The organism is Bradyrhizobium sp. USDA 3311 (assembly GCF_054062495.1).
This window is the reverse complement of sequence record NZ_JBSSFI010000001.1, coordinates 7,423,681-7,438,868: the sequence shown is the minus strand read 5'-3', so window position 1 is coordinate 7,438,868 and position 15,188 is coordinate 7,423,681. Positions and strand designations below refer to the sequence as shown.

General features: G+C 65.1%; 18 protein-coding genes. 12 read left to right on the top strand and 6 right to left on the bottom strand.

The window, feature by feature from the left end; all coding sequences use genetic code 11:
- The first annotated feature begins 11 nt into the window (after positions 1–11).
- From ACVWW6_RS35680 to ACVWW6_RS35645, 8 genes are all read left to right on the top strand, one after another.
- Complete coding sequence (locus ACVWW6_RS35680; RefSeq protein ID WP_028172095.1) at positions 12–419, top strand: MaoC/PaaZ C-terminal domain-containing protein; 408 nt, start codon at positions 12–14, stop codon at positions 417–419.
- A 3-nt stretch (positions 420–422) separates the two neighbouring features.
- Positions 423–854 (top strand): MaoC family dehydratase, encoded by a 432-nt coding sequence (locus tag ACVWW6_RS35675; RefSeq protein ID WP_011086090.1) that lies wholly within the window; start codon positions 423–425, stop codon positions 852–854.
- Between the two features lie 8 nt (positions 855–862).
- Positions 863–1,804, top strand: a complete 942-nt coding sequence (locus ACVWW6_RS35670) for a dihydrodipicolinate synthase family protein (RefSeq protein WP_370204067.1) — start codon at positions 863–865, stop codon at positions 1,802–1,804.
- A gap of 11 nt (positions 1,805–1,815) precedes the next feature.
- The gene (locus tag ACVWW6_RS35665; protein WP_404523053.1) at positions 1,816–2,118 is read left to right on the top strand and encodes a hypothetical protein; all 303 of its coding nucleotides are present in this window, start codon (positions 1,816–1,818) and stop codon (positions 2,116–2,118) included.
- 121 nt (positions 2,119–2,239) lie between these two features.
- A complete protein-coding gene (locus tag ACVWW6_RS35660) occupies positions 2,240–3,076 on the top strand; it encodes an ABC transporter substrate-binding protein (RefSeq protein WP_060911315.1) in 837 nt (278 codons plus the stop codon).
- A gap of 19 nt (positions 3,077–3,095) precedes the next feature.
- A complete protein-coding gene (locus ACVWW6_RS35655; protein ID WP_304567904.1) occupies positions 3,096–3,827 on the top strand; it encodes an amino acid ABC transporter permease in 732 nt (243 codons plus the stop codon).
- On the top strand, positions 3,824–4,615 hold the full coding sequence (locus ACVWW6_RS35650) for an amino acid ABC transporter ATP-binding protein (protein WP_456682379.1): 792 nt from the start codon (positions 3,824–3,826) through the stop codon (positions 4,613–4,615). The genes ACVWW6_RS35655 and ACVWW6_RS35650 overlap by 4 nt, the downstream gene beginning before the upstream one ends.
- Before the next feature lie 26 nt (positions 4,616–4,641).
- Positions 4,642–5,574, top strand: a complete 933-nt coding sequence (locus ACVWW6_RS35645; RefSeq protein ID WP_456682378.1) for a dihydrodipicolinate synthase family protein — start codon at positions 4,642–4,644, stop codon at positions 5,572–5,574.
- Positions 5,575–5,784: 210 nt separating this feature from the next.
- Here the strand turns inward: ACVWW6_RS35645 and ACVWW6_RS35640 are convergent, their stop codons facing one another.
- The 6 genes from ACVWW6_RS35640 to ACVWW6_RS35615 are packed head-to-tail and all read right to left on the bottom strand — an operon-like array spanning position 5,785 to position 11,351.
- The gene (locus ACVWW6_RS35640; protein ID WP_456682377.1) at positions 5,785–7,089 is read right to left on the bottom strand and encodes an LLM class flavin-dependent oxidoreductase; all 1,305 of its coding nucleotides are present in this window, start codon (positions 7,087–7,089) and stop codon (positions 5,785–5,787) included.
- 4 nt (positions 7,090–7,093) lie between these two features.
- The gene (locus ACVWW6_RS35635; RefSeq protein WP_456682376.1) at positions 7,094–7,852 is read right to left on the bottom strand and encodes an ABC transporter permease; all 759 of its coding nucleotides are present in this window, start codon (positions 7,850–7,852) and stop codon (positions 7,094–7,096) included.
- Positions 7,849–8,664 carry an ABC transporter permease gene (locus tag ACVWW6_RS35630; RefSeq protein ID WP_456682375.1) on the bottom strand — a complete coding sequence of 272 codons (816 nt, stop codon included), beginning with the start codon at positions 8,662–8,664 and terminating at the stop codon, positions 7,849–7,851. Before ACVWW6_RS35630 ends, ACVWW6_RS35635 begins: the two co-directional genes overlap by 4 nt.
- Positions 8,661–9,677, bottom strand: a complete 1,017-nt coding sequence (locus ACVWW6_RS35625) for an ABC transporter substrate-binding protein (RefSeq protein ID WP_456682374.1) — start codon at positions 9,675–9,677, stop codon at positions 8,661–8,663. The genes ACVWW6_RS35630 and ACVWW6_RS35625 overlap by 4 nt, the downstream gene beginning before the upstream one ends.
- Before the next feature lie 22 nt (positions 9,678–9,699).
- The gene (locus ACVWW6_RS35620; protein WP_456682373.1) at positions 9,700–10,491 is read right to left on the bottom strand and encodes a class II aldolase/adducin family protein; all 792 of its coding nucleotides are present in this window, start codon (positions 10,489–10,491) and stop codon (positions 9,700–9,702) included.
- Positions 10,488–11,351, bottom strand: a complete 864-nt coding sequence (locus ACVWW6_RS35615; protein WP_011086102.1) for an ABC transporter ATP-binding protein — start codon at positions 11,349–11,351, stop codon at positions 10,488–10,490. The genes ACVWW6_RS35620 and ACVWW6_RS35615 overlap by 4 nt, the downstream gene beginning before the upstream one ends.
- A gap of 17 nt (positions 11,352–11,368) precedes the next feature.
- Here ACVWW6_RS35615 and ACVWW6_RS35610 point away from each other — a divergent pair, with 17 nt between their 5' ends.
- The 4 genes from ACVWW6_RS35610 to ACVWW6_RS35595 all read left to right on the top strand — a co-directional run bounded on the left by ACVWW6_RS35610 (position 11,369) and on the right by ACVWW6_RS35595 (position 15,186).
- Positions 11,369–12,292: a GntR family transcriptional regulator gene (locus tag ACVWW6_RS35610; protein ID WP_456682372.1), complete on the top strand. Its 924-nt coding sequence runs from the start codon at positions 11,369–11,371 to the stop codon at positions 12,290–12,292.
- A gap of 68 nt (positions 12,293–12,360) precedes the next feature.
- The gene (locus tag ACVWW6_RS35605) at positions 12,361–13,140 is read left to right on the top strand and encodes an SDR family oxidoreductase (RefSeq protein WP_011086104.1); all 780 of its coding nucleotides are present in this window, start codon (positions 12,361–12,363) and stop codon (positions 13,138–13,140) included.
- Positions 13,141–13,147: 7 nt separating this feature from the next.
- A complete protein-coding gene (locus ACVWW6_RS35600; RefSeq protein ID WP_028172081.1) occupies positions 13,148–14,293 on the top strand; it encodes a pyridoxal phosphate-dependent aminotransferase in 1,146 nt (381 codons plus the stop codon).
- Between the two features lie 11 nt (positions 14,294–14,304).
- Entirely contained in the window at positions 14,305–15,186 is an 882-nt protein-coding gene (locus ACVWW6_RS35595) for an alpha/beta fold hydrolase (protein ID WP_456682371.1), read from the top strand.
- The last annotated feature ends 2 nt before the right edge of the window (positions 15,187–15,188 follow it).

The following is a 15,188-nucleotide window of genomic DNA, read 5'->3' as shown; positions in this document are numbered from 1 at the left end:
GGAAACGACCGATGTCTCACGCACCTCTCAAGCCCGGCGCCGTCTTCGCCTTCCGCAAGACCATGACGGTCGCGGAGCAGGCGATGTTCACCGGCATCAGCGGCAATCTCGGCGGTCTCTATGTGGACGCCGTCCGCGCCAGGAAGGCCGGCGCCTCCAACATGGTCGCCTTCGAGCTCGCGGTCGGCGGCCTTGCCACGACCTGCCTCAGCCAGCTCGGCGGACCGACGCGGCGGATCGGCAGCATCGCGCTGAACTTCGCTGCGCCGGTGATTGTCGGCGAGTCCGTCGAGGCCAAGGCCGAGATCGTCTCGGTTGCCGGTGATGACGCGGTCTGCCGCGTCACCTGCACGCTGTCGCCCTCGGGGGCGACCGTGGTGGACGGCACCGCGACGCTGGTTCCGTTCGCGAAGGGCTGAGCCATGTACGAGCCGAAATCCTTCGACGATCTGAAGGTGAACGACAGGGTCAGCCTCAGCAAGACCATCACCGAGGCGGATGGTGCGCTCTATATTGCTGCGACCGGCGATTTCGGCCCTGTTCATGTCGACGAGGTCTACGCGGGCGCAACGCGCTTCGGCCGCAGGCTGGCGCCGGGGATCATGGTCGCGGGGCTCTGCACCAGCATCCTCACCAGCGAGCTGGTCGGCACGATCGGCGTCTCTGTCGAGGACCGGTTCTGGTTCACCGGCCCGGTGTTCTACGGCGACACGCTCACCTTCGACGTCTGGATCGCCGAGCAGCACGACGAGACCCGCACCATCATCTGGGAGGCGAGCGCCCGCAACGAGGGCGGCCTCGAAGTGCTGAAGGCGCGCGCGAGCCTGAAATTTCCACGGCGGAAACCGTCATGAGCAAGCCGATGAGGAAACCTGACCTGCGCGGCGTCACGGTCGCGACCGTGCTGCCCTTCAAGGACGACAGCTCGATCGACTGGGACGGCTACGCTCGCGTGCTCGACTATTGCGCCTGTCCGGACGGAATCGCGGCCGTGTTCGTCAACGGACATGCCGGCGAGGGCGGGTCGCTCTCGGACGACGAGCGGCAGGCGGTGATCGAGCGGACGCGCAAGCACATCGGCGGCAAGCCGCTGCTTTCAGGCATCATCGCGCATTCCACCGCGGAAGCGATCCATCAGGCGCAGCTCGCGGAAGCTGCTGGCGCCGATTGTGCCGTGTTGTTCCCGCCGGCGCCGCTTGGTGGCGGTGCATCGGCGACCTCGCGAGCACCGGTGGCCTTCGTGCAGGCGGTCAGTTCCGCTATCGGCATTCCAGTGTCGATCTTCCAATATCCACTGGCGTCCGGATTTGGCTACTCACCGGAGACGCTGGCGAAGATCGCAGCGCTCGACGGCGTCATCGCCATCAAGGAGGGCAGCGACAGCATCTTCGCCTATGACGAGAATCGCCGGGCGGTGAAGCGGGCCGATCCCTCCGTTGCGATCCTGCCGTCGAACTTCAACTGGTTCCTGCCGCAGCTCGCCATCGGCGGCGACGGCATTCTCTCGGGCCTTGTCAGCCTCGCGCCGGATCTGTTCGTCGCGCTTTGGCAGGCGGCGCTCGCCGACGATCTCACCGCGCTGCGCGCGGTCAACGAGCGGCTCTATCCAATCGTCCGCGCGATCTATGGCCCGGCGCCGATCATGGACATGCACACGCGCATGAAAGTCGGCCTCAAGGCGCTCGGCTTGATCGGTAACGCCGATCCGCGGCCGCCGCTGCTGCCGGTCGTTCCGGCGTTGTGCGAGGCCATCGCAACGACGGTCGGTGCAGCGCGCGCGACCGGCGACATTCGTCTGGCGTGAGGGACGAACCCGTGGCCGACGAAGCCTTCATTCACATCGTGCGGGTCGATATCGATCCCGAGCACGAGGCCGCGTTCAACGCCTGGTACGAGCAGAGGCATTTTCCTGATTTGCTCGCCTGTCCCGGCTGGCTATCCGCAAAGCGCTTCGTCTCGATCGGCGACGGACCGAAATACGCGGCCATGTACGAAGTCGCGGGACGATGGGCGTTCGAAACGCCGGAGTTCCTGAAGGTGAAGGGCTTCGGTCCGTTCGAATCCCTGGTGAAGAACTTCATGCGAATCCAGCTCAAGCCGATGTCGGGACCGGCTTGAGGGGGCGAAGACGATGCTGCCTGTCGTGTCGTGAGATCCGGCCGGCCGCATCCAACAAACATTGAGGGGAATCCCGGGCGAGGGACTGCATCGGTCATTGGCGTCTTACTGGAGGTATCACATGCTCTCGACACTGCTTCGCCTGAGTGCGGCTGCCGCACTCGCTCTTGCATCCACGGCTGCGCATGCGGCCTGTACGCCTGGGATCACCGACGACAATCTGATTGCGCCCGGGAAGTTGCAGCTCTCGATCAATCCGACCAACCCGCCGCAGCAATTCGTCGATAAGGACGGCCAGTTGCAGGGCCTCAACGTGGAACTCGCCGCCGAGCTCGGCAAGCGGTTGTGTCTTCCGGTCGAACTCGTCCGGATGGATTTTCCGGCGATGATACCGGCCATGGCCGCGGGCCGCATCGACGGCATCGACACTGGCATGTTCTGGACCGAGGAACGTTCGAAGCTGATGTACATGGTGCCGTACGCCATTCAGGCGATTTCGGTCGTGGTTGCGCCCGACAGCGGCACAAAAATTGCTACCGAAAATGATCTGATCGGAAAAACATCCGCCGTCGAGGTCAGCACCTACCAGATGAATTGGCTCAAGAAGCTCAGCGATGCGAGCGTGGCGAAGGGCGGCGCAGCCGTCGAGATGCGGACCTTCCCCACCGCCACCAACGTCGTCAGCGCGCTGCTTGCGGGGCAGGTGGACAACGCGCTGCTCGTCGACAGCGTGGCGCGTGATCTCACCGGCCGCGGTCGCGTGAAGGAAGTATTGAGCGGGCTCGGCACGGCGCGCACTACGCTCGGTTTCCGCAACAAGACGGTGGTCGACGCCGTCGTCAAGGCGCTGAACGCCATGCGCGCCGACGGCAGCTACCAGGCGCTGTTCGACAAGTTCGGCCTGACCAGCATGCCGGCCGATCAGCCGCTTGCGATCGCCGGCCCGGGTCCGGCCTGATACCTACGGAGACGAGCCGATGAGCCATTTCAGTCCGACGGCCGCCGTCAACTACTTCTTCAACTACTTCCTGATGAAGGGGGTGCTCGTCACCATCGGCCTGACGGTGGCGGCGGTCATCGGCGGATTGATCCTCGGCATGGGCATCGCTTTGATGCGCATGTCGTCCAACCCGGTGCTGTCGGGCGCGTCGCGCTTCTACATCTGGTTCTTCCGCGGCACGCCGCTGCTGATCCAGCTCGTGGTGATCTACAGCGGCTTGCCGCAGTTGGGGATCAAGTTCTCCGTGATCACCTGCGCGCTGGTCGGCCTGATCCTCAACGAGGCGGCCTACCTCGCCGAGATCGTGCGCAGCGGCTTCATGGCCGTTTCGGCGGGACAGCGCGAAGCCGCCTGGGCGCTCAGCCTTTCGCCCTGGGTGACGTTCCGCCGGGTGACCCTGCCGCAGGCGTTCCGGCTGATGATCCCGCCGCTCGGCAACTCCATCAACTCGCTCTTGAAGGCGACCTCGCTCGCCTCGGTGATCTCGGTCGAGGAGCTCATGCGCCGCAGCGACATGCTGATGCAGGAGCATTTCCAGATCCTCGAAGTCTATGCGGCGGCCACGGCCTATTACCTGATCCTCACCTCGGTCTGGGATGCGATTCAACGCCGGCTGGAGAAGCACTTTGGTCGGTCCAGCGCTGCGAAGTCGAGGCGGGTCGCGGCGAGGGCGCCGGTTGCGCAGGCGAGCGTGGAGGCCCGGGCATGAGCGAGATATCGATGAATGCGGCTGGCGGCGTCGAAGGTGCAACGCAGCTCCGCGATGTGCCTGCGGTTCGCATGGAGGCCGTCTACAAGCACTATGGCGACTTCACCGCGCTGGACCAGGTCGATCTCAGGGTCGCCAAGGGCGAGAAGATCGTGGTCTGCGGTCCCTCCGGCTCGGGCAAGTCGACGCTGATCCGCTGCATCAATCATATCGAGAAGCACGACGAGGGCCTGATCTACGTCAACGGCGTCGAGCTCGATCGCCAGCGCAAGAACATCGACGCGGTCAGGCGCGACACCGGCATGGTGTTCCAGAGTTTTAATCTGTTTCCGCACATGACCGTGCTGGAGAACTGCATCCTGGCCCCGATGACCGTGAACAGCATGAGCGAGGCAGAAGCCAAGGACCTCGCCATGCATTTCCTGACAAAAGTCCGGATTCCGGACCAGGCCGAAAAATTTCCCGGGCAGCTCTCGGGCGGCCAGCAGCAGCGCGTCGCGATCGCACGCGCGCTGTGCATGCGGCCGAAGATCATGCTGTTCGACGAGCCGACCTCCGCGCTGGACCCCGAGATGGTCAAGGAGGTGCTGGAGACCATGAAGAAGCTCGCGGAGGAGGGCATGACCATGCTGTGCGTGACGCACGAGATGGGCTTCGCCCGCGAGGTCGCCGACCGCATCGTGTTCATGAACGAGGGCAAGGTGGTGGAGCAGGCAGCACCGGAGGAGTTCTTCCAGCATCCGAAGTCCGAACGGGCGCGGACGTTCCTCGACCAGATCATTCACTAGCGGGCGCGGCGGCGGTGTCCGGCGAGATGACGCAAACATTCAGCGATCGCCTTCGCGGCATCCATGCCGCCACGATCGTGCCGATGACGCCCGATTTCGAGATCGATGAGACAAGACTGGCGGATCATGTGGCCTCGGTCGCGTCCGCGCCGGGCATCAATGGCCTCCTGGTCAACGGCCATGCCGGTGAGAATTTTGTGCTGTCGCTCGCCGAAAAACAGCGCGTGGTGGAGCTGGCGCGCGAGTACGCACCGAAAGACTGCCTGATCGTCTCTGGCGTCAATCACGAATCGAGCCTGGAGGCCGCGCGCGAGGCGGCTGTGCTGGAGCGGGCGGGCGCGGACGGGCTTCTGGTGTTTCCTCCCAACAGCTGGGCGCTCGCACACGCCGATGATTGTGTCATCGCACATCACCGCCATATCCGCGATGCCACCTCCGTGCCGCTGATGCTCTACGCCGCGCCGGTCGGTGCGGGTGCCATGGCTTATGCACCGTCGCTGCTGGAGCAACTGGTTGCCGACCCTCGCTTCGTTGCGATCAAGGAGGGCAGCTGGGAGGTCGCGACGTACGAACAGAATCTGCGACTGATCCACAAGCTGCGGGCGGAGTTCGTCGTGCTCGGCTCGGGAGATGAGCACCTGCTGACGAGCTATCTCGTCGGCTCGGCCGGCAGCCAGGTCAGCCTTGCCTGCGTCGTGCCGGAGCTTGTCGTCAGCCTCTGGAATGCGGCTGAAGCCGGTGACTGGGAGCAGGCGCGGGCCGCGCACGAGAAGCTCTATCCGCTTGCGGTCGCGATCTATCGCGATGCGCCGGGAGGACGCGCGACGGTGCGGCTCAAGGCCTGCCTGAAATTGCTTGGGCGTCTTTCATGCGACGCGGCGCGACCGCCGCAGCCACCGGCAACTTCAAATGAGTTGCGGGCACTCGAGCAAGCGCTGCGGAGCGCCGGCGCGCTCTGAAGCCTGATGGCTTTTGGTTGACACGATCTCGCGGCGGGATCGGTCACCTCTCCCGCTTGCGGGAGAGGTCGGCGCACTTGCGCCGGGTGAGGGTTCTATCCTCTTGGGGAATCCCACCGCGGAGACACCCTCTCCCCAACCCTCTCCCGCAAGCGGGAGAGGGAGCGTACCTGCCTCGCGGCTCGCAGTCAGACCTAACTTCATCATCTTCTAAGCCGCGAAGAACGGATTGGCCGGCCGCGCAAGGCCGAGGTGATCCCGCAGCGTCGTCCCCTCATAGTCCGCGCGGAACAGCCCGCGCTCCTGCAGGATGGGTACGACGAGCTCGACGAAATCCTCGAACCCTTCGTGGAAATAAGGCGGCATGACGTTGAAGCCGTCGGCGGCGTGCTCCTCGAACCATTGCTCGAGCGTGTCGGCGATGCGCTCGGCCGAGCCGCACAGCACCCAATGGCCGCGGGCGGCGGCGGTGAGGTTGTAGAGATCGCGCAGCGTCATGTTCTCGCGGCGGCCCTTGGCGAGCATGACGCTGGCGAAACTGTGATAGCTGTCGGACGGTGCGATGTCCGGGATCGGCCCGTCGAGATCGTAGGCCGACATGTCCCGGCCGAAGCGATCGGACAGGATCGCGAGCGCATTGCTGCCGCTGACAAAGCTCTGGAGCACGTTGAGCTTCTCGAACGCCTCCTTGTCGGTGCGGCCGACGACGGGCATCACGCCCGGCAGCACCGTGACGTCGTCGGCTTTGCGGCCGAACGCCGGCAGTCGCGTCTTCAGCGACGTGTAGCCGGCCTTGGCCTCCTCGATATCCTGCACCACCGAGAACACGATATCGGCGGTGCGCGCGGCGAGAGCCTGTCCGGCCTCGGAGCCGCCGGCCTGGAGCACCACGGGGCGACCTTGCGGGCTGCGGCCTATGTTGAGCGGGCCCTTCACCTTGAAGAACGCGCCGTCATGGTCGATCGGGCGGAGTTTTGCCGGATCGATGTAGAGGCCGCTGGCGCGGTCGGCGACGATGGCGTCATCCGCCCAGCCGTCCCACAGGCCCTTGACCACGTCGAGGAATTCGCCGGCCATCTCGTAGCGGCGGGCGTGGTCGGGATGGGTGGTGCCGAAATTCGCGGCGGTCGCCGGATTGGCCGTCGTCACCGCATTCCACGCCGCGCGGCCCCTGGAGATGTGGTCGAGCGAGGCGAACACGCGCGCGACCGAGAACGGATCGCTGTAGGTGGTCGAGACGGTCGCGCCGAGCCCGATATGGCTGGTCGAGGTCGCGAGCGCGGCGAGCATCGTCAGCGGCTCGAGCCGCAGCGTGTAGGAGGGATGGGCGGCGGCATCGGCATAGAGATTGTCGCCCATGAAGATCAGGTCGAACTTGCCGCGCTCGGCGGTGCGGCCGATCTGCTGGATCGCTGCAAAGTCCTGGAAGCTGTCGACCGCGCCCGGATAGCGCCAGCCGGCGACGTGGCTGCCGGTTCCCAGGATGAACAGGCCGAGATGCATCTGTCGTTTCATGGCGTCATGTCCAGAACAGGATCTTGCGTTCGAGGAAACCGATCAGGCCGAAGAAGGCGAGGCTCGCCGCCGATGCGACGAAGATCGCCGCCCAGACCTGGACGAAGTCGATCTGGAGCACGGCCTGGTAGATCACCCAGCCGAGCCCGCCATGTGCGCCGAGCATCTCGGTGACGATCGCCACGATCACGCTGCGCACCGTCGAGACGCGCATGCCGGCGAGCAGCAGCGGCAGGGCCGTCGGCAGGCGCAGGCGCCACAGCACACCGAAGCGGCTTGCGCCAAAACTCTTCATGAGATCGACGGCGCGGCGGTCGACACGGTCGAGCCCGGCCAGCATCGAGAGCAGGATGGTGAAGCTCACCGCCATCGCCACCATCACGATCTTCGAGCTGACGCCGATGCCGAACCAGAGCAGGATCAGCGGCGAATAGCCGACCACGGGCACCGAATTGATCGCGGTGGCCAGCGGCAGGATCGCGCTGCGAAGCGCCGGAACCAATGCGATTGTGACGGCGAGGCCGATACCGATCAGGCAGCCGAGCCCGTAGCCGACCAGCGCTTCGAGCAGGGTATAGCCGGCGGCGTCAATGAGGATGGCGCGCTTCGACCAGAGGCCGGCGAGGATGTCGCTGACGGCGGGCAGAACATAGGCCGGCAGATGCAGTCCGCGCGCCGTGCCTTCCCAACACGCGATCAGCAGGACGGCACCGAGAATACCGCGCTGGACGGCGAGCGAGGGGGAGGCGATCGCGCGGCTCATTGCTCGGCGTTCCAGAACACGAGGCGCCGCTCCACCGCGGCGACCACCGCATAGAAGCCGGTGCCGAGCAGCGCCGCGGCGAGCAGGGCGGCCCAGATCGCGACGACGTTCTCGGTGAACATGGCCTGGAGCAGCAGCACGCCGAGCCCGGTAGTGTCGCCGAACCATTCGCCGACGATGGCCCCGACGAGGCTCAGCGATGCAGCAAGGCGCAGCGCGACGAAGATCTGTGGCAGTGCGGTTGGAAGCTGCAAGCGGAGCAGGAGCTGGCGGTTGGAAGCGCCAAAGCTGTGCATCAAGGCGACCTGCTTGGGATCGACGGTTTCGAGGCCCAGCAGCGTGTTCACCGTCACCGGAAAGAAGGTCAAATAGAACGCGATGATCGCCTTGGCGAGCAGTGTATTGCCGAACCACAGCACCACCAGCGCCCCGAAGGCGATGACCGGAATGGTCTGCGACACCACGAAGATCGGAAAGATCATCTCGCGCAGCGCGCGGACGCGGAAGAACACGACGCCCATCAGCACGCCGAACGCGCCGCCGGAAGCAAAGCCGATCAGCGTCTCCGCCAGGGTGCGCAGGAAGCCATCGACATAGGCGCGAGGCGTCGCCGCGATCGCCATCAGGATCGTGCTAAGGCGCGGCAGGTAATAGGGCCGGATGCCGAACAGCAGCACCGCGCCTTCCCATATCACCGCGGCAATGGCGAGGCCAAGCAGCAGCCGGATCAGCTTGCGCAGCGAATCCGGCATCGTGAGCGACCGCGCAGTCGCGCGGCCGCTACCAATCGATGTCGCCGCAGGGCTGCTCACGGCAGCCGGTCCGCCAGCGGAACGCTCTGGATGAAACTTGCATCATACGCGGCGGCAAGATCCAGCGGCTTCGAGATGACGCCGTACTTCAGGAAGAAGTCGTGGGCGGTCTTGACCGCGTCGGCATCGATCCAGAACATGCCGTTCTTCGCCGCCGCGCCTGCGGTCATCAGGCGCTTCACTTCGGTGAGCATGAATTCCTGCTGCGCACGGTCGAGCGTCGGGGCTGCGGCCATCACGGTATCGACGGCACCCTTGGGATCGGAGAAGGCGTCCTTCCAGCCTTTGAGCGAAGCGCGCAGGAACGCCTTGACCAGCTCCGGCTTCTCCTTGGCGGTCGCCTCGGCCACGATCAGCGTGTCGCGCGGGAAGGTGATGCCGTAGTCCTCGGCGACGAAGGTCTTCAGGCTGTCCTTCGGCATGCGCGACTGGATGGTGTAGAACTCGTTGTAATAGGTCGCCGTGACCACATCGACGCTGCCGTCGACGAAGGGTGTCACCGAAACCTGCTGCGGCTGGATCTTCAACTCATCCGGCTTGATGCCTTCCTTGGCCAGCATGCCGTTCAGCACATGGTTGGCGCCGGTAAACCAGGTGGTGACGGTCTTGCCCTTGAAATCCTGGATCGTCTTCACTGGCCCGTCCTTGCGGGTGACGAAGATGAACGGGGTGATCTGGTGCGACACGCCGATGCAGACGATCGGCAGTCCCTTGTCACGCGCCGCGAACACGCTGTCGGTGCCGCCGGAGAGACCGAACGTGTCGGCGCCGGTCGCGACCAGGTTCTCGGTCAGCAGGTTGGGTCCGCCGGGATTGATGGTGAGGTCGATGCCCTCGGCCTTGTAGTAGCCCTTGGCCGCCGCAACGTAGAAGCCGGCGAACTGCGCCTGCGGCAGCCATTTCAGGCGCAGGCTGGCCTTCTGCAATTCGGCGGCGGGCGCGGCCGTGACAAGCGAGCCGGTCGCCAGTGCGATGGCGGAGAGGACGGAGAGGGCGTGGCGTCGGCTCAACATGGTCAAACTCCAGGCGGTGAAATCAATGGCGGTAGGACGGATCGGTGCGGTCGAGCTGGCGCATCAGCGCCGGCCATTCGCGTTCGCCGGGCACGAGGATGTCGCCCTGCAATTCCCAGAACTGACGCGCTGCTTTCTCGCAGACCTCGTGCGGGGGCATCACCAGCTTGGCGCCGGCTGCGGCCGCCGCCTGCATCTGGAGCTGGATCCGCGCGGCGCGTTCGAAATAATACAGCAGCATGAAGGCCTCGCCCGGCGTCCGTCCGACGGTGAGGATGCCGTGATTGCGCATCAGCATCACCTTGTGCGAGCCGAGGTCGCGCACCAGGCCAACCTGCTCGTCGAGGTCGATGGCGACGCCTTCGTAGTCGTGAAAGGCCTGGCGGTCGTAGAAGCGCATCGCGAACTGGCTGAGCGGCAACAGGCCTTTCTCTTGCCCTGAGACCGCGACGCTCGCGTCGGAATGGGTGTGCAGCACGCAGGCCGCGTCGTGGTTCGCGGTGTGGATCGCGGCATGGATGACGAAGGCCGCGACGTTGACCGCATGCGGCGTGTCGTCGAGCTTGTTGCCCTTGGTGTCGATCTTCACCAGGCTGGATGCCGTGATCTCGTCGAACAGCAGGCCGTAGGGATTGATGAGGAACTGGTCCTCGTGGCCGGGCACGCGCAAGGAGATGTGGTTGTAGATCAGGTCGTCCATCCCGAGCTTGGCGACCATGCGATAGCAGGCCGCGAGCTTGACCCGGGCATCCCACTCGGCCGGTTCGATGCCGCGCGGCGCGGCTTGCGGCTCTCTCGCTGACATCGCATTCACGGCGTCTTCTCCTGCGCGATGGAGGATTGGAACGACTTCATGCTTTCCTCCTCGATCGCATCGAGCAGCGTGCGCTTGAGGCGCACGAATTCGGGGGAGGTGACGATTTCGGGCCGGCGCGGGCGGGGCAGGTCGACGACCTGTTCGAGCTTCACCGAGCCGGGACGCGCGGTCATCACCAGCACGCGGTCGCCGAGGAAGATCGCCTCGTCGACGTCATGGGTGATGAAGAGAATGGTGCGGCGGTATTTCTGCCAGACGTCGAGCAGCCAGCGCTGCATCATCGCCCGCGTCAGCGCATCGAGCGCGCCGAACGGCTCGTCCAGCAGCATCAGGTCGCGTTCGAACAGGAAGGTGCGCATCAGGGCGACGCGCTGGCGCATGCCGCCCGACAATTGGTTGGGATATTGCTTCTCGAAGCCGGCGAGCCCGAACTCGGGCAGCATCTTCAGCGCCTTTGCGCGCGCCTGCTCGCGCGGCATGCCCTCGACCTCGAGCGCGAGGATGGCGTTGTCGACGACATTGCGCCAGGGAAACAGCAGGTCGCGCTGCGGCATGAAGGAGACGCGGCCGAGCAGGTCGGCGGCGTGGCAGCTCTTGCCTTCGAAGCGCAGGATGCCGCCGGCGTCGGGCTCTTCCAGGCCGGCGACAATATTAAAGAGGGTGCTCTTGCCGCAGCCGCTCGGGCCGACGACGGTGACGAACTCGCCGGGGGCGACGCTCGCCTGAAGTCCGGACAGTGCCGCAACGGAGCCGAAGGTCTTGTCGATCGCGCGCAGCTCGAGCAGCGGCCCAGGCTTCGGGTGAGCCTGCGGGGCCTCGATGGCCGGTCCGGGATCGGGGAGGCGGGCAGCCTGCACCGGGATGTCCTTGTATAATGGCGGCGGCCATTCGCATACGAAAGCGGACCGCGTCGAAATCTCTTAGCAACTCGTGTGCCAGTGCGATTTCGCGGCAAATCAGGCATAAGATTTGCGAGTTGGCAGGTGGATATCCCGGAGATGCACGCGTCTCCGCCAGAAAATCGGCCGGTTCACTGGAAGATTGGTGCCATTTTGTATACGTATATCGACATCGGAGAAACATGATGGCGGATATTGGTGCACATGCCGGAGGCAGGCGCGTGAAAAATGGGCACGAAACCCTGGCGGCAGGCCCCGGCATGACGCTCGCCGAGAGCCTGCGCCAGAAGCTCGAAGGGGCGATCGCGGCGGGGCATCTCGAGCCGGGCAGCCGGCTCGACGAGCAGGAGATCGCCCAGCGCTTCGGCGTCTCGCGCACGCCGGTGCGGGAGGCATTCCGTCTGATGGCCGCCAACAATCTGGTCGAACTGCGCGGCCGGCAAGGGGCGACGGTCCGCAGCATCAAGGCGCAGGCGCTGATCGAGATGTTCCAGGTCATGGCGGAGCTGGAAGGGCTCTGCGCGCGGCTCGCCGCGCGGCGCGTCTCCCAGGCCTGGGGGACTGAAATTGGCGAGATTCACCAGCGGCTTGTGGCGGCAGGTGAAACCGGCGACATCGATGTCTTCTACGACATCAATCAGGAATTTCACGAGGCGATCTACGAGGCCTCGCGCAACGCTTTCCTGGCCGAGCAGACCCGCAAGCTGCGCAACCAGGTGGCGGCCTATCGCCGCCGGGTGACGCGCATGCCGAACCGGATTGCCGACACCGTTCGCGAGCATGAGGCGATCATGCAGGCGATCCTGGCCCACGATCCCGAGCGGGCGCACAGCGCCATGCGTGATCACGTCAACCTGCTCGGCGACAACCTTCTGGACTTCCTCGCCGCCTTCGAATGACCCCCGATGTCGCTTGGTATGCAAATTGCTAGACCTTGTATATCTAGCTTGCATCCTGGAGACCCGGAGTGGACCTGAAGCTGACGAACAAGACCGCCCTGATCACCGGCGCGTCGAAAGGAATTGGACTTGCGGTGGCCGAACTCTTCGCCGCGGAGGGCTGTCACCTGCATCTGGCCGCCCGCAATGGCGAGGCGATGCTCCAGGCCAAGCGTGATCTGGAAGCCCGCTTTGGCGTGAAGATCACCATCCACGCGCTCGACCTGTCGAGCACGGCCGCGATGGAGAAGCTCGCGGCCGAGGTCGGCGACATCGACATCCTCGTCAACAATGCCGGCGACATCCCGGCCGGCTCGCTGGAAATCCTCGATGATGCTGCCTGGCGGCGCGGCTTCGATCTCAAGGTGTTCGGCTACATCACGCTGTCGCGTCTTTATTATCCGCGCATGAAGGGCAAGGACGGCGTCATCATCAACATCATCGGCAATTCCGGTGAGAACTGGGACGCGAGCTACATCGCCGGCTCGACCGGCAACGCGGCGCTGATGTCCTTCACCAAGGCGCTCGGCGGCCGCAGCCTCGATCACGGCGTGCGCGTCGTCGCGGTCAATCCGGGGCCGGTTGCCACCGACCGCATGCTCAAGATCATGAAGCGCAAGGCGATCGACATGCTCGGCGACGAAAGCCGCTGGGAGGAGCTGTTCGACAAATATCCCGGCAAGCGCCCCGCGACGTCGGAGGAGGTCGCCGATCTGGTCGCCTTCCTGTCCTCGCCGAGGTCCGGCTACATCACTGGCACCGTGGTGACGATCGACGGCGGCATCGCCGCACGCGGCTCGGTGATCTGAGGCCTCGATGTCGAAGCCTCAATCCGCGGCACTGCTCCGCAACCGCTATTTCGATGAGCTCTCGGCGACGCCCGGGCTCTACTGGCTCGGGCAGAACACCAACCATATCGAGAGCCACCCCGCCGTGCGCGAGGCGATGCTGCGCTCGATCGAGGCTGGCGAGTTCAATGCCTATGCCCCGCCGCTCGGCTTCGAGGCGCTGCGTGCCGCGATCGTCGCCGACCTCGGTGTGCCCGGCGCAGAGGCGCTGGTGACCGAGGGCGGCGTCAACGCGCTGGCGATGATCTGTCGCGCGCGCTGCAAGCCCGGCACGACGCTGGTGACGACCGATCCGACCTGGAAATGGCCGTGCCTGTTCGCGCGCCAGCAGGGCGCCGAGGTGATCGAGATTCCGATCTACGATCCGGCCTGCAACTACCGCCTGACGCCCGAGGCGTTGAAGGCGAATGTCGATGAGCGCACGGCGATCATTTATCTCGTCGATCCCAACAATCCGCTCGGCATTCGCTACACCCGCGAGGAGATCGAGAGCTTCGCGGCGATTGCGCGCGATTGCGGCGCGCTGCTGGTGCACGACTGCACCTACCGCGATTTCGCCGACGGCCACACCCCGGCGCTCCACGTGGCGCCGCAAGGCTCGGTGGTCTCGACCAGCTTTTCGAAATGGCTCGGGCTTGCCGGCCTGCGGATCGGCGCTCTGGTCGCAGCGCCTGACCTGTTCGAGGAACTGGCGCTGACATCCACGAGCGTGCTCGGTGCGAGCGTCATCGCCCAGCGTGCGGCGCAAGCGGGACTTTCCGTCAAGGCCGAATGGATGAAGAAGGTCCGCAGCACCGACCGGGCCAACAAGGCGATGATCCAGGAGGCGGCGGCCGCGATCGAAGGGCTGGCGCTGCCGATCATGCCCTCGCACGGAAACTTTCTCGTGCTGGAGACCATCGCGGCGGGCATCCGTCCCGAGGCGCTGGTCGAGTGCTATCGCCGGCAGGGCATCATGATCCGCCAGGGCACCTATCACACGCAGCGCTTCGGCGACCGCTTCGTCAAGATCAGCACCTCCGTGCCGCAGGCGTGGGTCGAAAAGCTCTGCACGCTGCTGCCGGACATGGTTGCGCAGGCGCGCACGCTCAACGACCTGCCGCCGCAATTCTAGGGAATATGCCGATGACGATGATCACCACCAAAGACGGTGTGAAGCTTCATGTGGAAGAGGCGGGCGAAGGCACGCCGATCCTCTTCATCCATGAATTCGGCGGCAATCACCAAAGCTGGGAGCCGCAGTTGCGCTATTTCAGCCGGCGCCATCGCTGCATCACCTACGCCGCGCGCGGCTATCCGCCGTCGGATGTGCCCGACAGCGTGGAGGCCTATTCGCAGGCGATCGCCGCTGACGATGCGGTCGCCGTGCTCGACGCGCTCCGAATCGAGAAGGCGCACATCGTCGGCCTGTCGATGGGCGGTTTCTGTACGGTGCATTTCGGCCTGCGCACGCCGGAGCGTGCCTTGTCGCTCACGGTGGCCGGCGCCGGCTATGGCTGCGAGAAGGAATTTGAGGACTATTTTCGCGGCGTCTCGCTCGAAGTTGCCGACAATTTCGAGAAGCAGGGCGCCAAGGAATTTTCGAAGATCTACGCGCTCGGCGCGAGCCGGGTGCAGTTCCAGAACAAGGATCCGCGCGGCTGGAAGGAATTCGCCGATTGCCTTGCTACCCATTCCGATCGCGGCGCCGCCAACACCATGCGCGGGGTCCAGGCACGGCGGCCGTCCTTCTACGATCTCGAAGACGGCCTGAAGAAGATGATGGTGCCGACGCTGGTCGTCGTCGGCGACGAGGACGATCATTGTCTCCAGCCCGGCATCTTCCTGAAGAAGACCATTCCGGCCTGCGGTCTCTCGGTCTTCCCCAAGACCGGCCACACGCTCAATCTCGAGGAGCCGGCGGCGTTCAACGCGCTGCTTGCCGAGTTCATCGCCCAGGTCGAGGCCGGGCGCTGGCTGCCGCGCGATCCGCGCGCGCTGCCGGGCCAGATCATGCGCACGAAGTAGGT